Genomic DNA, 25026 nt, shown 5'->3' with positions numbered 1-25026 from the left:
AAAAAGCGACTCCGTAAGGAAATCGCTTTTTTCATTAATATATTGTTTTGCCGTCTTTATTTTTAAAACGGTACTCAAGATACGTATACGCATCGCGCGGTTGAATTTTAATCCATCTTTTGTATTCTAAGAACCATTTTGTTCTCATTGATGGAAACCCTTTAGTTATATAAGCTGCTATGAACGGGTGTATATTTAAAGATATACTGTTGTCCTTTGCAGGTCCTTTTAAAAGTTTTTCAAGGTCCGCTGTAATTTTATCTATTAAAACAATTGGTGCTTCCACCTGTTTCCCTGTGTTGTTGGGATCTTCTTCCGTTGTTTTAATATTCATTTCAGGTCGTACCCTTTGTCGGGTAATCTGAATTAAACCAAATTTACTAGGAGGTAATATTTTGTGCTTAGCACGATCGTCTTTCATCTCATCTCTAAGATGTTCAAAAAGCCTTTTTCTATGTTGTGGTTTTATCATATCGATAAAATCTACCACTATAATACCGCCCATATCACGAAGGCGTAACTGCCTTGCAATTTCTGATGCGGATAAAAGATTTACCTCTAGGGCAGTATCTTCTTGATTTTTGGCTTTATTGGATCTATTACCACTGTTTACATCTATTACGTGAAGTGCTTCGGTATGCTCTATAATTAAATAGGCGCCTTTGCTCATTGCGGCAGTACGGCCAAAAGACGTTTTAATTTGTCTTTCGATTCCAAATTTTTCAAAAATAGGCACATTAGTGTTGTTGTAGTGCTTAACGATGCTCTCCTTTTCAGGAGCGATTTCCGCAACATACTCCTTAATTTCATTAAATAAGGTGTCGTCATCAACATGTATACCTGTAAAACTATCATTAAAAACATCCCTTAATATAGATGATGCTCTATTGAGTTCTACAAATACTTTAGATGGCGTTTGAGCACGTTGTAATTTTTTACACATTGCTGTCCATTTGTTCAGCAAGTTTTCTAGATCTTTGTCCAGCTCGGCAACTTTTTGTCCTTCTGCGACTGTTCTGATTATAACACCAAATCCTTTTGGTTTAATGCTTCTAACTAGTCTTTTTAACCTGTCTTTTTCTTCTTTGCTCGCTATCTTTTGAGATACGGAAACACGGTCAGAAAAAGGAACCATAACCAAGTAACGTCCGGCAATTGATAGCTCAGAGCTAATTCTTGGTCCTTTAGTAGATATAGGTTCTTTTACAATTTGAACCAATAGTGATTGGTTCGCTTTAATGACATCGGTAATAACACCATTTTTGTCAATATCGGTCTCGAACGGGAAATTTCCTAAGGAGTAATCCTTTAATTTTCCAGTACTCACTTGTTTTATGAACTTAAGCATAGAAGATAGTTGCGGTCCAAGATCGTGGTAATGCAAGAATGCATCTTTTTCATAACCAACGTTAACAAACGCTGCGTTAAGACCAGTCACCGGCTTTCTAATTTTGGCAAGAAAAATATCGCCAACAGAAAAATCGTTACTATTCTCTTCTTTGTGTAGTTCAGTGAGTTTTCCGTCCTTTAACAAGGCAAAGTCAACGGCTTGGGAACTAGATCTTACGATTAATTCTCTATTCACCTGAATATATATTTAGTTGTTCCAACTATTAAAATAGGGAACGAACTGATTAAACAATACCATAGACAAATACAAAAGTATCTGCCGAGATCCAAACTATGGACCTCTATGTCAATGAACGTATTTTAAAAAGAAAAAGTAGTTATAAAACTACTTTTTCTTGTGTCGGTTAGCTCTTCTACGCTTCTTGCGCTTGTGTGTAGCTACCTTATGTCTCTTTCTTTTCTTACCGCTTGGCATAAAGTTCTTTTTTTAAGATTAATTATTTTACGTGTACGTTGCTCTTAACTCCTTCTACAAAAACCTTTGCAGGCTTAAATGCTGGAATGTTGTGAGCGGGTATTTTAATAGTTGTGTTCTTGGAAATATTTCTACCGGTCTTTTCGGCTCTAGTTTTAATGATAAAACTACCAAAACCTCTTAGGTAAACATTGTCACCACTTTCTAATGATGTTTTTACCTCTTCCATAAAGGATTCAACAGTTGCCTGTACATCTCCTTTTTCAATTCCCAGCTTATCTGAGATCTTCGATACAATTTCCGCTTTCGTCATCTTTCAATATTAGATTTTCTGTATGTTTTTTCGGGTTGCAAATATATAAATTAAATTCAATCTTTCTTTCTAATGGGTTAATTTTAAGTGTATAAACTGCTACTTTTATAACTTAGTATTCAAGAGCATGTCATTTTCGGGTAAAATTTTAGATTGGTATCACATAAACAAACGCAGTTTACCATGGCGTAAGACTACTGATCCTTATAAAATATGGCTGTCAGAAATAATACTCCAACAAACACGTGTTGCCCAGGGAACCCCGTATTACTTGAGCTTTGTAGACAATTTCCCTTCTGTTCATGATCTTGCCAATGCCAATGAAGAACAAGTTTTAAAACTTTGGCAAGGTTTGGGTTACTATTCAAGAGCAAGAAATCTGCATGCGGCGGCCAAAATGGTCGTAAATGAGTATGGTGGTGTATTTCCTGATAATTATAAGAAACTTTTAACACTGAAAGGGGTAGGCGATTATACGGCTAGTGCCATTTCATCTATATGTTTTAATGAACCACAAGCTGTAGTAGATGGAAATGTATACAGGGTTTTGGCTAGATACTATGGTATAGATATACCAATAAACAGTACTGAAGGGATTAAATATTTTAAAGCGTTAGCTGAAAAAGTGATGGATCCAGTGGAAATAAGGGATTATAATCAAGGTATAATGGAGTTTGGAGCTATACAATGTTCACCAAAGAAACCATTATGTCTCCTTTGTCCTTTAAATGATAGTTGTGTAGGTCTTGAAAAAGGTCTGGTTGATCAATTACCTTTTAAGTTAAAGAAGACAAAAGTTAGAAATAGATACTTCAATTATCTTATACCTATATATAAGGATATGGATGGAGCTCAATTTACAAGTCTTAAACAAAGAAAAGGAAAAGGTATTTGGCAGAACCTTTGGGAATTTCCACTTTTAGAGTCAAAAGAAATATTAGAGATTGATGATATTACTATAAGGTATAAGGAAGCGTTAGGTGATATGGAATCTGTTGAGTTGTTAGAATATAATGACAATGCCATTGTGCATAAATTATCTCATCAACATTTACATACTAAGTTCTGGATAGTGAACACAGAAAATGATTTTGATGGTAAGATTTCGATTAAAAAATTAACTGAATTTCCTGTGCCTGTTTTAATAGCAGACTTTATAAAAGCATTTAAATTTTAGTACTTTTGATTTTTATATCTTTAAGTTATGAGCGGTACATTAAATAAGGTGATGTTAATAGGGCATTTAGGTGATGAAGTTAAAATGCATTATTTTGAAGGAGGCGGTAGTATTGGTAGATTTCCAATAGCTACTAATGAGACCTATACCAATAAATCTACGGGAGAGCGCGTTACCAATACAGATTGGCATAACGTTGTTGTAAGGAATAAAGCTGCTGAAATTTGCGAAAAATATCTTAGTAAAGGAGATAAGGTTTATGTTGAAGGAAGACTAAAGAATCGTCAATGGCAAGGGGAAGATGGTAATACCAGGTATTCTACCGAGGTACATGTGCAAGAATTTACTTTTTTGTCTACTAAAAAAGAGGGTATGCAGAACAATGGTGGTTCAGCACCTAGTCCTCAAAAGGCAGATACTGAAAACAGAACACCACCAAAAGCACCTGCTCCTTTAAGTCAAGATGCAGATGATGATTTGCCATTCTAACTAAATTATAAACAGAAACTATTGGACCCAGACCCCTTACCGTTCTTAATGACAACATTGGTTGTTAACGGTGTTTTTGCAATGAATATAATTGTGCTTTGTGTGCTGCTTATTTGCTCTGCACTTATTTCTGGTGCCGAAGTGGCTATGTTTGGTCTATCTACAACTGAAATTAAGGAATTACAAGATGAGAAATCTGCCAAAAGTTCCATTTTAATTAAACTTTTAGAACGTCCCAAAAAATTATTGGCAACTATATTGATTGCCAACAATGCCATTAATATTGGAGTAGTGCTTTTATTCAGTATTATTGGTGACACCCTTTTTGAAAATATAACTAATGTATTGTTCGGTGTCGTATCTGTACGTTTTCTTTTAGAAGTTGTCGTCGCTACCTTTCTTATTTTAATGTTCGGTGAAATCTTGCCCAAAGTATATGCCAATAGAAATAGAATGAGTTTTGCGCACTTAATGGCTTTTCCGCTACGTGTGTTAGATTTTATTTTCTCGCCATTAAGTTTACCCATGCGTTCAGGTACACTGTTTATGTATAATAAACTAGGGAAACAAAAAACCAACTTAAGTATTGATCAGTTGTCACAGGCATTAGATTTAACTTCTCACGGAGATACCACTAAAGAAGAGAAAAAGATTTTAGAAGGTATTGTAACCTTTGGTAACACAGATACCAAGCAGGTAATGAGACCTCGTATAGATATTTTTGCACTTAATGAGCAAATGAAATTTCCTGAAGTTCTAGGTGAAATAAAGAAGAATGGATATTCAAGAATACCCGTTTTTGGCGAGAATATAGACACGGTAAAGGGAGTGCTATATGTAAAAGATTTACTGCCGTACCTAGATAGAAAGACATTTAATTGGATGACTTTAATACGGGAGCCTTATTTTGTTCCTGAGAATAAAAAGTTGGATGATTTATTGGGTGAGTTTCAAGAAAAGAAGAATCACCTGGCAATTGTAGTTGATGAATATGGAGGTACTTCTGGTTTGGTAACCCTAGAAGATATTATTGAAGAAATTGTTGGAGATATAAGTGACGAGTTTGATGATGAAGATCTTATATTCTCTAAGTTAGATGATTTTAATTATGTATTTGAAGGTAAAACCCCTCTTAAAGATTTTTATCGGGTAATTAAGTTGGAGGATAGTGACTTGTTTGAAGAAAACAAAGGGGAGTCTGAAACATTAGCTGGCTTTGTTTTAGAAAAAGCGGGAAGTTTCCCGAAGAGAGGAGAAAAAATAATTTTTGATTCTTATACGTTTGTTGTTGAAGGAATGGACAAAAAAAGATTGAAACAAATAAAAGTGACCTTGCCACATGAAGCTTAGTTCGTTAGTAGGATTTTTGATTTTATTTATTTTAGTAGTTAGCTGTAAAGATGAGCCTGTAATTCCTAAACCAAAGGCTAAAATGCGTTTAGAATATCCACAAGGTAAATTAGCGGATTTAGAAACTGAAAATTTCAGTTTTAAATACAATCAACTAGCAACGGCGGAGCCTAATGGGGATAGAGCATATACTATTTCATACCCTGATATGAAAGGTGCCATATTTCTAAGTTATAAAAAGATAGAAGGTAACTTGTCTCAATTGATCAATGACTCAAAAAGGCTAAGTTATGAGCATGCTTCAAAGGCAGATAATATTGTAGAGCAACCATATGTAAATCCTAATGAGAAAATTTATGGGGCTTTATTTGAAGTTCAAGGAAATGCAGCCTCTCAATCTCAGTTTTTTGTAACGGATAGTACAGAACACTTTTTAACGGGTTCTGTTTATTTTTATACTAAACCCAATTACGATTCTATTCTTCCGGCCGCCGCATATCTTCAAAATGATATAAGGGGTATCATTGAAACACTACGGTGGAAAAAATAATAAGGCATGATGACAAAGCAAAATCTTTTAGATTGTCACACTCGAATAAAACCATTTGTTCATAATACCGCTATTCTTACCTCTAGACTAATCGATAGAGAAGTCAACTCAAGTATATTTTTTAAATGTGAGAATTTTCAAAGAGCAGGTGCTTACAAAATGCGTGGTGCTACAAATGCAATTTTACAATTATCAGAAGAACAGAAAAAATGTGGTGTAGTAACGCATTCTTCAGGTAATTTTGCTCAAGCATTATCATTGGCAGCGCAAAGTGTTGGTGTTGCTGCGCATATTGTAATGCCCGATACTGCCCCAGAAGTTAAAAAAGTTGGTGTTAGAGAGTATGGTGGTAAAATATATGAGTGCAAGCCTACAGTTGATGCAAGACAAGCTTTGGCAGATGAAATTGCATTAAAGACTGGAGCTACGTTTGTACATCCTTCTAACGATAACAATGTTATTTTGGGTCAAGGTACAGCGGCTATGGAGCTTTTATATGAACAGCCTGATTTAGATTTTATATTTTGCCCGGTAGGAGGTGGCGGACTCATTGCAGGATCTGCTTTGGCGGCTAAATATTTTAGTAATAATTGTAAAGTTTATGGAGCTGAGCCTTTTGAGGCTGATGATGCCTACCGTTCTTTGCAAAGTGGTAAAATTGAAAGTAATGAAACCACAAATACCATTGCGGACGGACTAAAAACAGTGTTAGGGGATAAGAATTTCCCTATTATTAAAGAATTGGTTAGCGGAATCATAAGAGTGACCGAAGATGAAATAGTTGCCGCTATGAAATTGGTTTGGGAACGTATGAAAATTATTATAGAACCTTCTAGTGCTGTAACTGTGGCTGCAGTTTTAAAACAATCAAAACTACAGCCAGAAATTTTTCAGAATAAAAAAATAGGTATTATTATATCTGGTGGTAATGTAGATCTTTCTAAATTACCTTTTTAGAAGATTTAAAATTCTATTGCTTGTTAAGAATTTCTTCTGCATTCTTAATACTAGAATTAATATTCTCTTTAACCTGATTAACTTTTTCTTCTTCTTCTTTTAGCCATTCTTTCTTTTCGTCAGAAAGTTCTTTGCCGTCCATTATCTCTTCTGCATCAAAACGGTCACCAAAACCTTGCATCCAATCCATCATTGATCTATTTGCTTCTTGGAGGTCTTTCATTGCTTTTGCTTCTACAGATTCGGCTCCAAGAGAATCTGCCATTGGTTTTAATTGACCAACTAGTTTTCCTAGAGTTCCCATTTTTGGCATCACCTCATCATGTATGCTCATTACATGCTCCATTTTTGAAGTTTCTTCAACTTTCTTTGTTTCCTTACAAGAGGTAAAAGTCAACAAAATAGCTACTAATAGGGTATAAAGAATATTTTTCATTTTAGTTGTTGTCTTGAGTTTTTACAGAATTTATAGTGTAGTTGTAATCTTTTACTTTGGTATCTGTAATAACAGATTTAACTTGTTCAATAGAAATTAAAGAGGGGTCATAAACGATAATTCCGTTTTTGTTTTCAAAGCTAATATCAGCGGAAATTACACCGTCATTGGTTTTTAGGTTAGAGGCAATTTTATCTGCGCACCCTTCTTGACAAGCCATACCGTCAATATTTACAACTATGGTATTTGTAATTCTATTTTCAATTTTGATAGGACTTTCTTGTGCTTGTGAAACATTTGTGGCTAAAACAAACAGTGCCAATCCAAGAAATAATAATTTAAATTTCATACTTCAAATCTTTTGTACTGATTAATAAATAGAGCAAAAACTCCTTGTAAAGATACCAATTATGTAAAATGCAATTCAGAATTTGATAAAATAAACTAGTAGTTAGATATTTTTCTTGTAAAAAATCCCACTTTTGTTTTAAACTAATAGTTTTGAAAAATATAGATCAAAAGTGGCTTTACCTCATAACTCTCTCATTTATATGGGGCTCTTCATTTATCTTAATTAAAAGGTCTCTTATTGGGTATACTCCATTACAAGTAGGTGGATTAAGAATTGTTTTTGCATCAACTTTACTTTTTATTATAGGGTTTAGATCATTGAAAACGCTTTCTAAAACAGATTGGAAATGGATTGGGATAGCGGGACTCTGTAGTTCATTTTTTCCGCCATTTTTCTTTGCTTTGGCACAAACGGAAATAAGTAGTGGTATAACCTCAATTTTAAATTCTGTTGCTCCCTTGTTTACTACTTTGGTAGGCATAGCGCTATTTGGTTTAATGCTGAAGGGTAGGCAGGTTCTTGGGGTGTTAATAGGTCTTTTTGGGACTGTGGTGCTGATTGCAGCTGGTATGGAGAATAATATAAATCAAAATTACTGGTATTCGTTATTCATTATTTTTGCGGCTTTAGGGTATGCTTTTAATATCAATATCATAAAGAAATATCTGTCTCATTTAAGTCCGTTGGCAGTAACAACAGCTAGTTTTGGAGTGGCTTTTTTTCCTGCCTTGATTATACTTGTGTATACTGGAGTATTTCAACAGTTTGTTCATAATAGTGCTATGCATCAAGCAGTTTGGTATATAATGGCATTGGCTTTTTTAGGAACAGCTTTGGCAAACATTCTATTTAATAAATTAATAAAATTATCTAGTCCGGTATTTGCGGCATCGGTGACCTATTTAATTCCGCTAGTTGCTGTCTTATTCGGGTTTTTAGATGGTGAGAATATTAGTTTCATTCAGTTATTAGGTGGTCTTATCATCTTATTTGGAGTCTGGCTTGTAAATCGTAAAAAACCTAATTTGAATGAAAAAATTAAGTAGTACTGTAACAAATGAAAAATAGTATTGTCTTTTTAGAGAACTAATCAAAAAACAGAAATCATGAAAAAATCACTATTTATTCTGGCTATAATCTTCATGGTCAGTGGAATTCAGGCACAAGAAAAAACATTCAATGTAAAATCTTTTGATAAACTAATAGTTAGTCCGCATATAGAGGTTAATCTAGTTGAGGGTGAAGAAGAAAGTGTAGTGGTTGATAATGCAAAAATCTCGTTAGATAAACTAAATGTGGAGGTAGAAGGTAGAACCTTAAGGTTGTATTTAGATGGTGCAAAAGTGGTAACAAAGTCTGAACGTATTTCTAGTGATCAATGGAGAGGTAGCAAATCTATTTACAACGGTACAATGGCTTCCGTTACTGTAACGTATAGAAAGCTTGAAAATTTATCTATTAGGGGAGAAGAGATAGTAAGATGTAAAAATCTTTTTACTGCTGATGATTTTAAAATGTCATTATATGGTGAGGCTAAAGTCTATTTTGATTCGGTTTCTATTGATGAATTAACCGTTGCAATTTACGGTAGCAGTTATTTGGAAATAGGTAAGGGTAAAGTATCACGACAAGTATTTAGAGCTTACGGAGAAAGTGAAGTAAATACTGAAAACATGGTAGCAGAGGAAACTAAGATTACTGCTTATGGAGAAAGCAATTTTAGGGTAAATGTTGTGGAACGATTAAAAGTGACTTGCTATGGTGAAACCAACGTGAATTACTCAGGTAATCCTGAAGTGGATAAAGGTTTAATATTTGGCGAAGCCAGAATTAGAAAAATAGGATAGTAATAAAGTCAATATAGAAGTATAAAAAACCCGCTTATTAGCGGGTTTTTCTTTTGGAAATAGTATGTTGTTATTCAAAATCTGAAGGAGAAACACCATCATTAACTTTAATTTCAGAAACTATAAATTCAAAGGATTGCGGTCCAACAGTCTGCATTATTTTATAAGGAAACAATATACCAGCTACCTCTTTGTAATCTTCAAAATTAGAAGTGCTTGCAATTTGCTGACCTTGCATTTCAGTTATGGTCACCTCTTGTAGTTTAAGTCCGGTTTCGGCATCATAGAAAGCAGATTTGTTTTCGCCAACTTTAAGTTTGTAAGCATTTTTATCACCAACCATTTCCATGCCTTCCAAAGTAATGGTGTTGTCACTTAATAATTGGAGTTCAGAAAATGGAGCAGATTCACCTTTAAAGGTTTTTATTTCTTCACCAGCAAGATCTTTACGCTGCCCTTGTACAATCATATAACCTTTATCGCCATTAAGTACTTGTTTGCTAACTGAATTACCCATCATTTGTACATCTTGCATTAGTTGGTCGCTAGATGTTTTTTTGATGTTCAAATTAAGCTTCATGCCTTGCATTTCTGCTTCAGCCATCATTGCTAGCGTGTTAACACCTTCTAGTTTTGATTTTCCACCAATAGCCTCAATATATTTTTCAAGTACAGATTGCGCAGATACATCTGTAGGTATAGCTGCATTGTAATTTGGAGTTTCAACTCTGTCGGCAGTTTTTGAGTAAGCAAGCACAGGAAGTTTCTTTCCTTTGAACTGAACATTTTCTAGATTAGTCAAAATATCACTTCCCTTGCCAACGACAATTACTCTGGCGTTATCAACATTGAAATATTTTTTAGCAGCTGTTTCTACTTCTTCTTTGCTAATCTTATCTAGTTTCTCTAAAAATGTTTTGTAAAAATCTTTAGATAGATTTTCTTTCTCAACGTTCAAAGCATATCTAGCAATTGTTTCTGGGTCTTCAAGAGCCATTATAAAACTACCGGCATATAATGCCTTTGTGGTTTTAAGTTCTTCGTCTTTTACAGGTTGTGTGTTAATGAGTTCAATCTCTTTTAATAATTGTACAACTGAACTATCTGTAACCGAATTTCTTACTTCAACAGAAGCAGCAAATCTAGATGGTCCGTATTTATCATTTCCAAGAGACGAATATGCACCATAAGTATAGCCTTTGTCTTCTCTAAGATTAAGATTTATTCTACTGTCAGAACCACCACCTAAAATTTGATTGGCTAATAATGCAGCAATGTAATCGTCATCACTCATTTTTAGGTTTACAATATTCTGTACAGTAATTTCTGACTGTACGGCATTTGGCATATCAACAAAGTTGATTTGAGTATTTGGTACATTCTTGGGTTGAGAATAAGAGAAACTTGGTGGCACGGCTTTCGTCCAAGATGTAAAATAAGTTTCTGTCAAAGTCTTTACTTCTTCAAAATTTACATCACCAATTACAATTAAATAGGCATTTGCAGGTACAAAATATTCTCTGTAAAACTCTTCAACATCACCAAGGGTAACATTGTTTACTGTTGCTTCTGTAGTAAATTCTCCATAAGGATGATTTTTGCCATAGGCTAAAGCCCTTTGAATTCTACTAGAAATCGAAGAAACTACTTTCTCCTCAGATTTTAATCCGGTAATAAGTTTATCCTTTTCCTTGTCAAATTCCTCTTGAGTAAAATTCGGATTTATAGCCGCGTCTGCCATAAGCTCCATCATTCTAGAAAAGTATTTAGAAAGCGATTGTGCATAAGCGCCTTGAGAGCTAAAATATAGTCTAGCCCCTAAAAAATCGATTTCTTCATTGAAGGCTTCCTTTGTTATATTTTTAGATCCTAGCCCTAAGAGACTGCCGGTTAAACTAGCTGTGCCAGCTTTGTCACCTTCTAAAATTGGCGGGTTATCTATAGATAATTGCATAGATACTCTTGGTAGTTTATGGTTTTCGACTACCAATACTTTTAATCCGTTGTTGAGGTTAAAAGATTGCGGTTCTCCCAAGTTAATTTCAGGCGCAGGTCCAGGTGTTGGCATAACTGAACGGTCTACCTGTGCTTGTAGAGTAATTGCCGAGAATAATGTTAAGAATAATATATATGTAGTTTTCATAGTTTTTTTAGTTTGCAGTATTTTGTTCAGGTAAATATTCTAATACTAACCTTTGGTTAGGTTTTAAATACTTGTTGGCAACTTCTTTGATTTCTTCTCTCGTAATAGATCTGTAAACTTCTATTTCTTTGTTGATAAGAGATGTATCTCCATAAAGTGTATAATACTCAGCAAGTGATTCTGCAATACCTTCAATACTAGAATTACTGTTTACGAATTCATTTTCAAACTTGTTCTGTAGTTTTTGATAATCATTTTCAGAAATAAGGCCATTTCTCAATTTCTCAACTTCAGTTTCAATAGAAGTATTAAGCGTGCTCAAGCTAGTTTCACCCACAGGAAGTGCAAAAACAATATACATACCGTAATCTTCTAAGGTTACCGGTATGGCACCGATTTGTAATGCCTGCTTTTCTTCATCTACCATTTTCTTGTAAAGTTTTGAAGATGGACCGTCAGATAAATAGGTAGAAATCATTTCTAACACCTGGCTATCTCTATTTTTAAGTCCTGGAGTTCTATAAGCAATCATAGAAGCTGGAATTTGAATGTTAGAGTCGTAAGCCTTTGCATTAATTTCTGTTGTGATAGGATTTTCTTTTGGAAAGCTTCTTGTAATTTCTGCTCCCTTAGGGATATCCTTAAAATAATCTGAAATCAACTTTTTGGCATTTTCGGTTTCAAAATCTCCTGCAATAACCAAAACGGCATTGTTAGGAGAATAGAATTTTTTCTGGAAAGCTTTGAATTCATCTAAAGTAGCGGCATCTAAGTCGGCCATTTTTCCAATAACAGTTTCTTTATAAGGATGGCTTTGAAATAGATTCTTTTTAATGTTTTCTATGAATTTTCCGTAAGGAGAATTATCAACGCGAAGTCTTTTTTCTTCTTTGACTACTTCATTTTGCGTGTCAACACCTTTTTGGTTAATAACAGGGTGAAGCATTCTTTCAGATTCTAGCCAAAGGCCTAATTCCAAATTGTTAGAAGGGAAAACTTCGTAATAATACGTTCTGTCTTCATTTGTAGTGGCATTACCTGATCCACCGTTAGATGAAACAATTTTATCCCACTGTCCTTTTTCTATGTTCTCTGTACCTTCAAAAAGTAAATGCTCAAAAAAATGGGCAAAACCAGTTCTTTTAGGGTCTTCATCTTTTGATCCCACATGATACAGAACTGAAATGGATATTATAGGAGCTGTATTGTCTTGGTGAAGAATTACATGAAGATCATTTTCCAAATTGTATTCTTCGTAAGTGACCTCTTGAGAAGTAGCGCTAAACCCGTAGAGGAACATAGCCGAAACCAATAGTAATTTCATTTTCATTTAAACAGTTTTAAGTTAGTGTAATTTATAGTTCTATATCATTAGTAAGTAATCTTCATAAATTGTTACGTCAAAATAGTTTTTTGTAGGAACAATCTTCAATATAAGTATTCTTTAACAGATTAATTCAATATAATTGTTGTTTATTCATTATCTTAAAAGTCTAAACAAAAAATTACTGCGATGAATAATTATGCTCTTCCTATTAGATTTGGCGTAGCTGCCAGTGGCTGTTTAATTGCTTACTTTTTAATATTGTCATTATTACAGCTACACGTAAATGTTTTTTATAGTCTTTTTAACGTCGTTATAACGGGCTTTGCAATTTATGAATCCATTAAATATTACAAATTAAAAAAAGGCAGTACCTTTTCTTATGGGGGTGGTTTTATGGCTGGCTTAATTACTGGTGGGGTGGCAACTCTAATTTTCACTCTATTCTTTGCAGTGTATTCTACAGAGCTTCAGCCGGGATTTTTAGAAGAATTGTCTACGAAATGGGCAAGTACCTATCGTAGTTTTGAAGCTATAGTATTTCTGGTTGTGGCAATTATGGGCTTTACCACTAGTCTGGTATTAACGCTCTCTTTTATGCAACTATTTAAGACTTCGAACACTACAAAATTAAAGGGAGTATAAAATTCGTAAAAAAACACTTGTAAATTCACGATTAAGAATTATATTTGCACCCGCCTATGGAAAAAATCCATCAGGTTTAATCATTACATTTAACAATATGTACGCAATTGTAGAGATGGCAGGGCAGCAGTTTAAAGTTGCAAAAGACCAGAAAGTGTACGTTCACCGTTTACAAGCAGAAGAAGGTAAGAAAGTCACTTTTGACAATGTTCTTCTTTTAGCTGATGGATCGAACGTTACTATCGGCGCCCCGGCTATAGACGGAGCCGCAGTAGAGGCTAAAGTCGTTAAACACCTAAGAGGTGACAAAGTAATCGTTTTTCATAAGAAAAGACGTAAAGGTTACAGAAAGAAAAATGGACATCGTCAATCTCTAACTGAGATTGTTATCGAATCTATCATTTCAAAAGGAGCTAAAAAAGCAGAAACTAAAAAAGCCGAACCAAAAGCTAAAAAAGAAGAAGCTAAAGCAGCACCGGTAGCAGCTAAGCCTAAAGCTAAAAAAGCTACAGGTAAAGGTGATGATTTGAAAAAAGTTGAAGGTATTGGTCCAAAGATCGCTGAAACTTTGAATAATGCAGGTATTTCTACTTTTGCTGATTTAGCAAAAACAGACGCAGCTAAAATTTCTGAAATTATTGCTGACGTTCGTGGAAATCACGTAACAGAAACATGGCCAAAGCAAGCACAATTAGCTGCTGATGGTAAATGGGACGAGTTACAGAAATGGCAAGACGAATTAGATGGTGGTGTAGCTAAATAAGCTTAACCATTAAGTAAAATAATATTTAAAACCTTAGACAATGGCACATAAGAAAGGTGTAGGTAGTTCGAAAAACGGTAGAGAATCAGAATCGAAACGATTAGGAGTTAAGATTTTTGGTGGTCAAGCTGCAATCGCTGGTAACATTATCGTTAGACAGAGAGGAACAAGACACAATCCTGGTGAGAATGTTTACGCAGGAAAAGATCATACATTACACGCACGTGTAGATGGTATGGTAAAGTTTACTAAAAAAGCTGGTGGAAAATCATTTGTTTCCATTGAGCCTTTTGAAGCATAAGCTTTAATAACTTATTTTAAAAAACCCTCTTCAGCAATGAAGAGGGTTTTTTTGTTAGCAATGGGTTAACTTAATGTAAATATCTATTAAAATTCAAGAAATCTTAAAATAGCCTTAAAATTAAGGCAACACTATTTCAACTCGTTTCTAATTTCTTTGTGGCCCAATAACAACCACATAGAAAATGAAAAAACCAGTATTACTCTTCTTGCTCTTATTATTACCTTTTATTTTACTTGCCCAATCTGGTAACATTCAGGGTGTCATTACTGACGAGAACGGATTATATTTACCCGGGGCAAATGCCATTATCCCCTCATTGTCAAAAGGTTCGATTACAGACTTTGATGGAAAATTCACAATAGTAGATGTTCCCGAAGGCACCTATTCTATAAAAGTATCTTACCTCGGATATTCAGATTTATCACAAGAAGTTACCGTAGTTGCTCACCAAACCGTTAGTATTAGGTTATCTATAGAACAGAAAAGTGTGGAACTTGAAGGTGTTGAGGTATCTGCTTACGGGTTAAGTGGTCAATCAAAAGCTTTAAATACCCAAAAGACCAATTTGAATATAACCAATGTAGTTTCAACTGATCAAATAGGTAAATTTCCTGATGCCAATATAGGTGATGCAGTAAAAAGGATTCCTGGTATAACAATGCAAATGGATCAAGGTGAGGCAAGAAATGTTATTGTTAGAGGTTTATCACCTCAATTAAATTCCGTGACATTAAATGGTAGCAGAATACCCTCCGCTGAAGGCGATAACAGAAATGTTCAGATGGATTTGATACCTGCTGATATGATTCAATCTATAGAAGTAAGTAAAGCGGTTACACCAGATATGGATGCAGATGCATTGGGTGGTTCTGTAAACTTGATAACAAGAACATCTCCGCAAGGTTTTAGACTTTCTGCTACATTGGGGTCGGGTATTAATTTCATTACAGATAAACCCATTTTAAATGGCTCGGTTCTTTTAGGTGACCGTAGTAAAAATGATAAGTTTGGTTGGATGATTTCAGTCTCTGGTAATGATAACGATTTTGGCTCTGATAATGTAGAGGCGGAGTGGACAGATGAGTTCGAATATAATACTGGAATTGAAGATGGAGATGGAGAACCAATTTTAGAAGAGGTAGATGTTGATCCTTACGTAAATGTATATGAGCAACGAGAATATTTAGTACAGAGGATAAGACGTAGTTTTTCAGCAAATTTAGATTACAAATTCGACGCAAATAATACTGTGTTTTTAAAAACAATGTATAATTGGAGAGATGATCGTGAAAACAGATTTCGTTTAGAGCATGAGATTTTAGATGCAGAAGATATTGAAGAAAGCGACTTTATTATAACCGACGGTGTACCTACAAGATTCCCTGTAGAAGTCAAAAGACAATCTAAAGGTGGTATTGATAGCGGTAGAAATAAAAATCGCCGCTTAGAAGATCAACGCATGCAAAATTACAGCTTAGGGGGAAATCATCTTTGGGGCAGTTTAAAAGTAGATTGGATGACTTCTTTTGCTAAAGCATCTGAAGAGCGTTTAAATGAGCGTTATGCAGAGTTTGAATCTGAATATAGTATTAATAATGATGTATTAAATTCTAGGTATCCAAGATATTCGGTAGTAAATACTGCAGATGCTGCTTTAGAAAATTTCGAGTATAGTGAGATTACTGAAGAAAATCAGTATACAGAAGAAGAAGATTTAAACGTATTTGTAAATTTTGAAATTCCATCAGATATTTTTAGTCAAAGTGAAGGCAGCTTAAAATTTGGTGCAAGAGGTAGATTTAAATCCAAATTAAGGGACAATAATTTTTATGAATTTGATTTAGAAGATGATTTTCCAACCTTGGCAACAGTACCCGTAAAAGATTATAGTGACCCAAATTATCTGGCAGGAAGTCAGTATCAAATAGGTTCTTTTGCGAGTGAGGCTTGGCTAGGTGCTTTAGATTTAAACATTGCAGATGGCGAGTTAATTGTAGATGAGTTTGCGCCAAGCAACTTTAACGTAAATGAAGATGTGTTTGCTGGTTATGTTATGCTAAATCAGAAACTATCTGAAAAATTTAGTGTTTTGGTGGGGGTGAGATTAGAGAATACGAAGCTGGAATCTAAGGGTAATAGAGTTATTTATATAGAGGAAGATGAAGATGCTGGTATAGATGAGGCTGTACTGGTAGAAGAAGTAATTGGCGAAAATTCATATACAAATGTGTTACCTGGTGTTCATTTAAAATATGATGTATCTACAAATACCATATTAAGGTTTGCATGGACCAATACATTGGCAAGACCAAATTATCAAGATTTAATTCCAAGGGCAGAAGTAATTAACGAGGACAAAGAATTGGTTTTAGGTAATGCAGATTTGAACCCAACTACATCTATGAATTTTGACCTTATGGCAGAGCATTATTTTGAAAGTGTAGGTTTAATTTCTGGAGGTTTGTTCTACAAGAATATAGATGAGTTCATTTATACATTTATATATGAGGCACCTGATGATAATTTAGGTGCAGGAACAGAAGGCTATGATGTTTTTCAACCATTAAATGGCGATAGCGCTACAATTTTTGGGATGGAATTTGCATTTCAGCGTCAGTTAGATTTTCTGCCAGGTTTCGCTAGAAACTTTAGTCTTTATTTGAACTACACTTACTTATCATCTTCTGCCGATGGCATACGAAATGAAGATGGCGATGAGCGTAGCGATTTAGATTTGCCAAATACGGCACCCAATATGTTTAATGGGTCTTTAGGTTATGCAGATAAAAAATTCAGTGCAAGATTATCGGCAAATTTTTCTGATAGTTATATTGATGAAATCGGCGGTAACGATTTTGAAGATAGGTACTACGATACTCAAATGTTTTTAGATTTTAATACTACTTTTCAGATTAATAAAAATCTTAGTGTGTATGCAGATTTAAATAATATTACCAATCAGCCATTGCGTTATTTTCAAGGAGTTAAAGAGCGTACACAGCAAATTGAATTTTATGGACAACGTTTTAGCTTAGGCTTAAAATACGACCTGTTTAAAAAATAATTCAGTACCCACGTTAAATATCAAAAATGAAAAATTTATCATATTTACTAGTGCTTACAATTGTAATGATTTCTTGCAGACAAAGTAGGTTGCCAAAAATTATACCTAATGTTATCACGGAATTTACGTTGAACGATACCGATGATCCTGCTATTTGGGTTAACCCTAAAAATCCTGCTGAGAGTATTGTTTTTGGAACCGATAAAAAAACTAATGGTGCTATCTATGCTTTTGATTTGAACGGAAAAATTATTCAGGATAAAACTATTAGAGGTATTCAACGCCCAAACAATGTCGATATTGAATATGGCTTTCAACTGAACGATTCTACGGTAACCGATATTTTGGTTTTTACAGAGCGTGAGAAGCAGCAAATAAGAATGTTTTCTGTACCTGATATGAAGCCTTTAGACGGTGGTGGTTTTGAGGTATTTGAAGATGAGAAATTAGAAGTGAATAGATTGCCTATGGGGGTAAGCTTATTTAAGTCACCCAAGGATGCAACTGTATATGCTATTGTAGGTAGAAAAACTGGTCCTGCAGAAGGTTATCTGTACCAGTATGCTCTTAATGCTGATAGTCTTGGTGTATCCTCTAATTATGTTCGAAAATTCGGCAAGTTTAGCGGAGTTAAAGAAATTGAGGCAATTGCGGTAGATGATGAAAATGGTTTTGTTTATTTCTCTGATGAAGGTGTCTGCATTAAAAAATACCATGCAGAACCAAGTATGGGAAATGAAGAGATTTCTTGTTTTGGTGGTGAATATTTTGATGAAGATATAGAAGGTATTGCTATTGCATCTTACACAGATGGACATGGTTATTTAATTGTGTCGAACCAGCAGAAGGGCGAGTTCAATATTTTTGATAGGGAAACCAATGCCTATATTAATGCTGTGAATCTTTCTACCACCGAAACTGATGGTTGTGAGGCGGTAACTGTGCCGTTAAATGATACATTCAAAAATGGACTTTTCGTCGCAATGAACGACGAAAAGAACTTTTACTTTTATGACTTGAAGAGATTGGGGTTACAATAATTTTTCTCCAATCTCAAACCACGTATTCACACGTTCAAATCCTTCGGTGTTTACATTGTGTGGCGAGGTAAATTGTAGGCTTCTACCATCGAAATTTTCTAAGTTAAAACTTCTGTCGTCTATAAGTATATCTCCTTTGAGAATGTGTTTGTGACCGCAAAGAATTCTATTTTGCCAAGGTAAAAAAGGAAAGTGCTCATCTAGCCATTCACTTTTTTCTTCTAAAGAGTTAGGGAATTGCATGGCGGCAGATGCGATATAGACTTCATGTTTGTCCGCAAGTTTAGATAATATTTCTTGACTGCCTGCAATAGGTTTTAAATTTCTGAAGAACCCTCTTCTTGTAGCGTGCTTACGAACACTGTCTTGGTGCGCTTCTGGAACCATTCGCCAAACGTCAGTACCTGAACATAAATCTTTGGTGAGCTCACCATTAAATTCTGCATTGTAAAGTTCAATATGGGCGCCGTAGGTATCTGCAATTACCTCATCCATGTCAACAAATAGTATCATAAAAAAAATTCTGATTTAATTAATAGAAAGGTAATAGTGTAAAACCAACTTTCCAATGAAGAATTAAAACTATGAATTTTGAAATAAATAGAGGCTAGCTTAACAATCATTTAATGTAGTGTGTTGGCAAAAGCATCTATAGAGTTAACAATAATATGTATAAGAGAAAGTAAAAGAGGTGTAGAGCGGTATTTTGCGAACCTAATTCTAAACAATTTATATCATGAAAAAATCAATTATCTGTGTTGCAATGGCGAGTACATTATTATTCTCTAGTTGCTTGGGTTCTTTTAGTGCATTTAACAATTTAAAAGACTGGAACCAGGGTGTTTCTGATAGTAAGTTTGTAAATAACTTGGTGTTTTGGGGCTTGAATATAATTCCGGTTTACGGTTTATTCTTTTTAGGAGATGCCGTTATTTTCAACGTAATAGAATTTTGGAGCGGCTCTAACCCAATAGCCATGGAAGAAGGGGAATCAGAGACTCAAATGGTAGAAAGAGATGGTAATACTTTTCAAATGACGGCAACTAAAAACAGAATGCAGGTAACTGTTGTTGATGGACCTAAAAAAGGAAAGAAAATTGATCTGGTTTATAAGCCAAGTGAAAAGTCATGGAATGCCGTAAGACCTAATGGGGAGATTATAAAATTATCCTCTTTTGAAGAAGGTTTTTATATCGTTTACATGCCAAACGGTAAAGAGGTTAAAATTAATCCGTTAAGCTCTAAAGAAGAAGGTTTAGCTCAAATTAAAGAGCAAACAGATTGCTACTATTTAGATGGTATGTTGGCAGAAAATAACTAATTTGAAGAAAGTGTAAAGCAAAAAAAAGGTCCTGATGAAAATCAGGACCTTTTTTTTATATAACCAATATATTAATATCTGTAGTATTCAGGCTTGAATGGACCTTCAACCGTTACACCAATATAATCGGCTTGGTAATCCTTTAACTCTGTAAGTTCAGCTCCTAAACGAGATAAGTGAAGTTTTGCAACCTTCTCATCTAAATGTTTAGGTAACATGTAAACATCATTCTCGTAGTTAGCGCTATTTTTCCAAAGCTCGATTTGAGCTAGTGTTTGGTTAGTAAATGAATTACTCATCACAAAACTAGGGTGACCAGTAGCACAACCTAAGTTTACCAATCTACCTTCAGCCAAGATAATTAAGTCTTTACCGTTAATAGTATACTTATCAACCTGTGGCTTTATTTCATCTTTTGTATTACCGTGGTTCTTGTTCAACCATGCCATGTCAATTTCATTGTCAAAATGACCAATGTTACAAACAATAGCTTTATCCTTCAGTGCTTCAAAGTGCTCTGCTCTAATAATATCTTTGTTTCCAGTAGTGGTAATAACGATATCTGCTGTACCGATAACTGTTTCAAGTTTCTTTACTTCAAATCCGTCCATGCAAGCTTGTAAAGCACAAATTGGATCAATTTCGGTAACGGTAACAATAGAACCGGCACCTTTAAATGAAGCAGCAGTTCCTTTACCAACATCACCATAACCTGCAACAACTACACGTTTACCGGCAAGCATAGTATCTGTTGCTCTACGTATAGCATCAACGGCACTTTCGCGACATCCGTATTTGTTATCAAATTTAGATTTGGTAACAGAATCGTTAACGTTTATAGCTGGCATAGGTAAAGTACCTTTTTTTACGCGCTCGTATAAACGGTGAACTCCTGTTGTAGTTTCTTCAGAAAGACCTTTAATGCCTTCTGCCATTTCTGGATATTTGTCCAATACCATATTGGTTAAATCGCCACCATCATCTAAAATCATATTCAATGGCTTTCTGTCCTCACCAAAAAATAAGGTTTGTTCGATACACCAATCAAATTCTTCTTCGTTCATACCTTTCCAAGCATAAACAGGTACACCTGTTGATGCGATAGCTGCTGCAGCCTGGTCTTGAGTAGAAAAGATATTACATGAGCTCCAAGTAACATCTGCACCCAAAGCTGTTAAAGTTTCAATTAAAACAGCAGTTTGTATGGTCATGTGAAGGCATCCAGCAATACGAGCTCCTTTTAAAGGTTGCTCATCTTTGTACTCTTCTCTTAGTGCCATTAAACCTGGCATTTCAGCTTCTGCTAATTCAATTTCTTTTCTTCCCCAATCAGCAAGGGATATATCCTTAACCTTATAAGGCACATACGGAATAGTTTTCGTGCTCATATCTTTATTATTTTATACTTTCGTTAATCTGTGTACAGCAATTTTTAATTCGTGCAAAGGTACGAATAACACTAAGAATCCCATGCCGCTTTACAAAACTATAACAGTAAACGAACAAACCTCTTTAGCCATATGGAAGGTTGAAGAGTCTGAAGATGATCTTTGGAAAGGAATAGAACTTACAACGCATTGCCAGAATAGATTCAATGGTATGAAGTCTGAACTTCACCGTAGGGCTTTTTTAAGCATTCGGCATCTGTTGGCTAAGTATGGGTATGAAGATGTAGATTTGGTATATGATGAAAAAGGGAAACCACACTTAAAAGATGGAAACTTTATTTCGATCACCCACTCACATAATTTTACGGGCATCATCATTAGTACAGCTGAAGAAGTAGGAATAGATATTGAAATGCAGCGCGATAAAATACTTCGCATCGCAAATAAATTCACTCAGTTCGAAGAATATAGAACTTTGGCGAATACGGCTGCTGTTATTAGAAAACTGACCATTGTCTGGGGAGCTAAAGAATCACTTTATAAGATTTACGGGCATAAAGGCTTAAGCTTTTTACACCATATAAATGTGAAGGATTTTATGTTTGATAATAATAAGACGACTGCTCAAATTATTTTTGAAGGTAAATCTTCTATGTACGGAATTCGATTTCTGGAATTTGAAAATTTCACTTGCGTTTATGCCACTAGAGATAATGAATAAATTTTAATAAATACCAAGAAGCATATCATGGAAATATCAGTAGAATTAACCTTTTCGCCACTGCAAGATGATTTTGAACAACATATAATAAATTTTATTAAAAATTTACGTGCTTGTGGTTTAACGGTTCTTGAGAATCCGCTAAGTACTCAAGTTTATGGTGCATATGATGAGGTGATGAAAGTGTTGAATGCCGAGATTAAAATAGCATTTGAGCTTATGGATCGTGGTCTTTTATTCATGAAAATAGTTAAATCTGATAGAAGCGACTATGAGCCCCATTTTTGATTATTTGTTTGGGCAGTATGCCGAATACGATGTTTTAGATATTGCTTTAGAAATTATTGCCGTAATTTTTGGACTGCTATCTGTATGGTTTTCTAAACAAAACAAAATTTGGGTATACCCAACAGGGCTAATTAGTACTTCAATATTTGTTTATTTACTTTTAAAGTGGGGTTTGTTGGGCGATATGCTAATTAACGTCTACTACTTTATAATGAGTTTGTATGGTTGGTATATATGGACAAGAAAGGTTGATGCAGAACATTATACCCCTATAACAAGAGTAACCAAAAAAGAACATATAACCTCGGTATACATTTTTGTAGCTACCATTATTTTTGTGTTTACAGTGTATCAAGTTTTTGACAAATGGAATAGCTGGACAGCTTATGTCGATACTATAACAACAGCCATATTTTTTGTGGGTATGTGGCTAATGGCCAAAAGAAAAGTAGAAAATTGGATATATTGGATTGTAGGAGATTTAATATCTATTCCATTATACTTTTATAAAGGATTTACGTTTACTAGTTTTCAATATCTCATTTTTACAATATTGGCCGTCTACGGTTATAATGCATGGAAGAAAAATACAGACAAGAACCTTCAGATGTCTTAAAAGTGGTTCTTTTTGGACCAGAATCTACAGGCAAGACAACATTATCGGAACAATTGGCTAGGCATTATCATACGGTCTGGGTACCGGAGTATGCCAGAGATTATCTTCAAGATAAATGGAACAATGAGCGTAAAACTTGTGAACCTCATGATTTGTTGCCTATTGCCGAAGGGCAAATGAGATTAGAAAACAAGCTTACTAAAAAAGCAACAGAAATTCTTATTTGCGATACCGATCTTTTGGAAACAAAAGTATATTCAGAAGCATATTATGTTGGCGATTGTGACCCGGTTTTAGAAAAGTATGCTTTAGAGAATTCTTATGATCTTTATTTGTTGACGTACATAGATATTCCTTGGGAGGCAGATGATTTAAGGGATAAGCCTAACGAAAGGGAAGAAATGTTCAATTATTTTAAAGATACATTAGAAAAATATGGCAAAAATTTTATTACCTTGAAGGGAAGTAAAAAACAACGTTTAGCGAAAGCCATTAACCATATAGATACGTTATTAATAAATGATTGAAATTACAGATAAAGACCTAAAGCAATTAGAGAGTAAAGGAATTTCTAAAGAAACGATGTTGAGTCATATCAACACATTTAAAGAAGGTATTCCTTTCGTAAAATTAGAGAATGCGGCCGTAATTGGTAATGGAATTCTTAAGTTTTCTGAAATTGAAGAAAAAGAACTTATAGCATTTTATGATTCAAAATTAAAAGAGCTTGATATTTTAAAATTTGTTCCTGCCTCTGGTGCAGCTTCTAGAATGTTCAAAGCTTTGTTTAGTTTTTTATCAGCATATAATCCTGTAGAAGAAACTTTAGATACTTATTTAAATAGAACAAACGATAAAGACATTAAGAAGTTTTCTGAAGGTTTAGAACGTTTTCCATTTTACCAAAAGGTAATGGATAGAATAGAATTGAAATCAGATTCTCAAGGTGAAAAAGTATATAAGTTCATTTCTGAATTATTAGGGGAAGATGCACTTAATTACGGTTTTTACCCGAAAGGATTATTGCCATTTCATAATTATGGGTCTTCTGCAGCTACACCATTTGAAGAGCATTTAAAAGAAGGAGCATTATATGCAGGCTCTAATGGAAAGGCAAAACTTCATTTTACAATCTCTGAACAACATGAAGAGATGTTTGGTAAAGAGTTTAAGGAGTCTGGACCAAAAGTATCTGCAGATACAGGTATAGCATATGATGTAGATTATTCGTTTCAAAAATCGTCCACAGATACATTGGCGGTAGATATGGATAATAATCCATTTAGAAATGAAGATGGCTCTGTTTTATTTAGACCAGGAGGTCATGGTGCGCTTATTCAGAATTTAAATGAACAAGATGCCGATATTATTTTTATTAAGAATATTGATAATGTTGCCGTAATGAAAGATGCCAAAGCTGTTGCTGATAGTAAAAAGGTGTTGGCAGGTGTACTTCTTAGAGAACAAAGTAAGGCATTTGATTATGCCGCATTATTGGATACAGGTGATGTGTCTGATGAGAAAATTGAAGAAATTAAAAACTTTTTGAGTGCAAATTTAAATGTTCGCTTCTCAAATGATTTTGGCTCAAAATCAAATACAGAAAAAATTAATATACTTAAGGATAAGGTCAATAGACCTATTCGTATTTGTGGGATGGTGAAAAATGAAGGAGAACCTGGTGGAGGTCCTTTTTGGGTAACCAATGGTAAAGGAGAAGTTTCTCTACAGATTATAGAATCTGCGCAAATAGATATGAGTAATTCTCAGCAAGCCAACCTTCTTAAGAATTCTACCCATTTTAATCCAGTAGATTTGGTTTGTGCTGTTCGTAATTATAAAGGTGAAAAGTATGACCTACTTAAGTTCGTTGATGAAAAACAAGGATTTATAACTGGTAAAACTAAAGATGGTAAAGAATTAAAAGCACTTGAGCTTCCAGGATTATGGAATGGAGCTATGGCATTCTGGAATACAATTTTTGTGGAAGTACCTTTGGTAACCTTTAATCCAGTAAAAAGCGTGGTAGATCTTTTAAAAGATTCGCATCAGGCTTAGATATTAAGATATAGTATCGTATAAAAAAGTGTGTAGTTGCTACACACTTTTTTTA

At 34.5% G+C, this 25026-nt stretch carries 26 protein-coding genes; 18 read left to right on the top strand and 8 right to left on the bottom strand.

The annotated features are described in order from the left end of the window. Window positions 1-34: 34 nt before the first annotated feature. Together BM296_RS02095 and BM296_RS02090 are read right to left on the bottom strand one after the other, a co-directional pair. Window positions 35-1585: an Rne/Rng family ribonuclease gene (locus BM296_RS02095; protein ID WP_091901097.1), complete on the bottom strand. Its 1551-nt coding sequence runs from the start codon at window positions 1583-1585 to the stop codon at window positions 35-37. A gap of 262 nt (window positions 1586-1847) precedes the next feature. Beyond that, complete coding sequence (locus BM296_RS02090) at window positions 1848-2138, bottom strand: HU family DNA-binding protein (RefSeq protein WP_027065813.1); 291 nt, start codon at window positions 2136-2138, stop codon at window positions 1848-1850. Between the two features lie 127 nt (window positions 2139-2265). Here BM296_RS02090 and mutY point away from each other — a divergent pair, with 127 nt between their 5' ends. Genes mutY through BM296_RS02065 form a run of 5 tightly spaced genes read left to right on the top strand, consistent with a single transcriptional unit; the run spans window position 2266 to window position 6661 of the window. Beyond that, window positions 2266-3315 carry an A/G-specific adenine glycosylase gene (gene mutY / locus BM296_RS02085; protein ID WP_091901095.1) on the top strand — a complete coding sequence of 350 codons (1050 nt, stop codon included), beginning with the start codon at window positions 2266-2268 and terminating at the stop codon, window positions 3313-3315. A gap of 27 nt (window positions 3316-3342) precedes the next feature. Then, complete coding sequence (locus BM296_RS02080) at window positions 3343-3804, top strand: single-stranded DNA-binding protein (RefSeq protein ID WP_091901093.1); 462 nt, start codon at window positions 3343-3345, stop codon at window positions 3802-3804. 21 nt (window positions 3805-3825) lie between these two features. Continuing rightward, on the top strand, window positions 3826-5154 hold the full coding sequence (locus BM296_RS02075; RefSeq protein WP_027065816.1) for a gliding motility-associated protein GldE: 1329 nt from the start codon (window positions 3826-3828) through the stop codon (window positions 5152-5154). After that, the gene (gene gldD / locus BM296_RS02070) at window positions 5144-5704 is read left to right on the top strand and encodes a gliding motility lipoprotein GldD (protein WP_091901089.1); all 561 of its coding nucleotides are present in this window, start codon (window positions 5144-5146) and stop codon (window positions 5702-5704) included. Before BM296_RS02075 ends, gldD begins: the two co-directional genes overlap by 11 nt. Before the next feature lie 9 nt (window positions 5705-5713). Continuing rightward, a complete protein-coding gene (locus tag BM296_RS02065) occupies window positions 5714-6661 on the top strand; it encodes a pyridoxal-phosphate dependent enzyme (protein ID WP_091901087.1) in 948 nt (315 codons plus the stop codon). Between the two features lie 13 nt (window positions 6662-6674). On the opposite strand, the gene BM296_RS02060 is transcribed toward BM296_RS02065, so the two are convergent. Both BM296_RS02060 and BM296_RS02055 read right to left on the bottom strand, forming a co-directional pair. Continuing rightward, window positions 6675-7097, bottom strand: coding sequence for a hypothetical protein (locus tag BM296_RS02060; protein WP_091901085.1), 423 nt, complete (start codon window positions 7095-7097; stop codon window positions 6675-6677). A gap of 1 nt (window position 7098) precedes the next feature. Beyond that, window positions 7099-7446 carry a heavy-metal-associated domain-containing protein gene (locus tag BM296_RS02055; RefSeq protein WP_091901083.1) on the bottom strand — a complete coding sequence of 116 codons (348 nt, stop codon included), beginning with the start codon at window positions 7444-7446 and terminating at the stop codon, window positions 7099-7101. A gap of 152 nt (window positions 7447-7598) precedes the next feature. Here BM296_RS02055 and BM296_RS02050 point away from each other — a divergent pair, with 152 nt between their 5' ends. Next, complete coding sequence (locus BM296_RS02050; RefSeq protein ID WP_091901081.1) at window positions 7599-8495, top strand: DMT family transporter; 897 nt, start codon at window positions 7599-7601, stop codon at window positions 8493-8495. Between the two features lie 60 nt (window positions 8496-8555). Beyond that, window positions 8556-9296, top strand: a complete 741-nt coding sequence (locus BM296_RS02045; RefSeq protein ID WP_027065822.1) for a head GIN domain-containing protein — start codon at window positions 8556-8558, stop codon at window positions 9294-9296. A gap of 70 nt (window positions 9297-9366) precedes the next feature. On the opposite strand, the gene BM296_RS02040 is transcribed toward BM296_RS02045, so the two are convergent. Together BM296_RS02040 and BM296_RS02035 are read right to left on the bottom strand one after the other, a co-directional pair. Further along, on the bottom strand, window positions 9367-11439 hold the full coding sequence (locus tag BM296_RS02040) for a M16 family metallopeptidase (RefSeq protein ID WP_091901079.1): 2073 nt from the start codon (window positions 11437-11439) through the stop codon (window positions 9367-9369). Between the two features lie 7 nt (window positions 11440-11446). After that, window positions 11447-12769: a M16 family metallopeptidase gene (locus tag BM296_RS02035; protein ID WP_091901077.1), complete on the bottom strand. Its 1323-nt coding sequence runs from the start codon at window positions 12767-12769 to the stop codon at window positions 11447-11449. Between the two features lie 183 nt (window positions 12770-12952). Here BM296_RS02035 and BM296_RS02030 point away from each other — a divergent pair, with 183 nt between their 5' ends. From BM296_RS02030 to BM296_RS02010, 5 genes are all read left to right on the top strand, one after another. Further along, window positions 12953-13408, top strand: coding sequence for a DUF4199 domain-containing protein (locus BM296_RS02030; RefSeq protein WP_091901075.1), 456 nt, complete (start codon window positions 12953-12955; stop codon window positions 13406-13408). 97 nt (window positions 13409-13505) lie between these two features. After that, the gene (rplU, locus tag BM296_RS02025; RefSeq protein WP_027065826.1) at window positions 13506-14171 is read left to right on the top strand and encodes a 50S ribosomal protein L21; all 666 of its coding nucleotides are present in this window, start codon (window positions 13506-13508) and stop codon (window positions 14169-14171) included. A gap of 40 nt (window positions 14172-14211) precedes the next feature. Next, entirely contained in the window at window positions 14212-14472 is a 261-nt protein-coding gene (gene rpmA, locus BM296_RS02020; protein ID WP_027065827.1) for a 50S ribosomal protein L27, read from the top strand. 184 nt (window positions 14473-14656) lie between these two features. After that, window positions 14657-17539: a TonB-dependent receptor gene (locus BM296_RS02015; RefSeq protein ID WP_091901073.1), complete on the top strand. Its 2883-nt coding sequence runs from the start codon at window positions 14657-14659 to the stop codon at window positions 17537-17539. Window positions 17540-17565: 26 nt separating this feature from the next. Further along, on the top strand, window positions 17566-18579 hold the full coding sequence (locus tag BM296_RS02010; RefSeq protein WP_027065829.1) for a phytase: 1014 nt from the start codon (window positions 17566-17568) through the stop codon (window positions 18577-18579). Here the strand turns inward: BM296_RS02010 and BM296_RS02005 are convergent. Beyond that, window positions 18571-19092, bottom strand: coding sequence for a 5' nucleotidase, NT5C type (locus BM296_RS02005; RefSeq protein ID WP_091901072.1), 522 nt, complete (start codon window positions 19090-19092; stop codon window positions 18571-18573). The two genes, BM296_RS02010 and BM296_RS02005, sit on opposite strands and share 9 nt — an antisense overlap. A 223-nt stretch (window positions 19093-19315) precedes the next feature. Here BM296_RS02005 and BM296_RS02000 point away from each other — a divergent pair, with 223 nt between their 5' ends. Then, complete coding sequence (locus BM296_RS02000) at window positions 19316-19900, top strand: DUF3332 domain-containing protein (RefSeq protein WP_091901070.1); 585 nt, start codon at window positions 19316-19318, stop codon at window positions 19898-19900. Between the two features lie 71 nt (window positions 19901-19971). Here BM296_RS02000 and ahcY read toward each other — a convergent pair whose 3' ends face one another. Beyond that, on the bottom strand, window positions 19972-21288 hold the full coding sequence (gene ahcY, locus BM296_RS01995) for an adenosylhomocysteinase (protein ID WP_091901068.1): 1317 nt from the start codon (window positions 21286-21288) through the stop codon (window positions 19972-19974). A gap of 82 nt (window positions 21289-21370) precedes the next feature. Here ahcY and BM296_RS01990 point away from each other — a divergent pair, with 82 nt between their 5' ends. Genes BM296_RS01990 through BM296_RS01970 form a run of 5 tightly spaced genes read left to right on the top strand, consistent with a single transcriptional unit; the run spans window position 21371 to window position 24971 of the window. After that, window positions 21371-22009 carry a 4'-phosphopantetheinyl transferase family protein gene (locus tag BM296_RS01990; RefSeq protein WP_091901066.1) on the top strand — a complete coding sequence of 213 codons (639 nt, stop codon included), beginning with the start codon at window positions 21371-21373 and terminating at the stop codon, window positions 22007-22009. Between the two features lie 27 nt (window positions 22010-22036). Next, on the top strand, window positions 22037-22297 hold the full coding sequence (locus BM296_RS01985) for a thiamine-binding protein (RefSeq protein ID WP_091901064.1): 261 nt from the start codon (window positions 22037-22039) through the stop codon (window positions 22295-22297). Continuing rightward, the gene (gene pnuC, locus BM296_RS01980) at window positions 22281-22913 is read left to right on the top strand and encodes a nicotinamide riboside transporter PnuC (protein ID WP_091901063.1); all 633 of its coding nucleotides are present in this window, start codon (window positions 22281-22283) and stop codon (window positions 22911-22913) included. The genes BM296_RS01985 and pnuC overlap by 17 nt, the downstream gene beginning before the upstream one ends. Then, entirely contained in the window at window positions 22874-23440 is a 567-nt protein-coding gene (locus tag BM296_RS01975) for an AAA family ATPase (RefSeq protein ID WP_027065836.1), read from the top strand. Before pnuC ends, BM296_RS01975 begins: the two co-directional genes overlap by 40 nt. Further along, window positions 23433-24971, top strand: a complete 1539-nt coding sequence (locus tag BM296_RS01970) for a DUF4301 family protein (RefSeq protein WP_091901061.1) — start codon at window positions 23433-23435, stop codon at window positions 24969-24971. Before BM296_RS01975 ends, BM296_RS01970 begins: the two co-directional genes overlap by 8 nt. Window positions 24972-25026 lie beyond the last annotated feature (55 nt).

Origin of the sequence: Maribacter stanieri (assembly GCF_900112245.1) — a bacterium.
Lineage (GTDB): Bacteria > Bacteroidota > Bacteroidia > Flavobacteriales > Flavobacteriaceae > Maribacter > Maribacter stanieri.
Note: the sequence above shows the minus strand (reverse complement) of the source record. Positions and strands in the feature narration are given on the sequence as shown.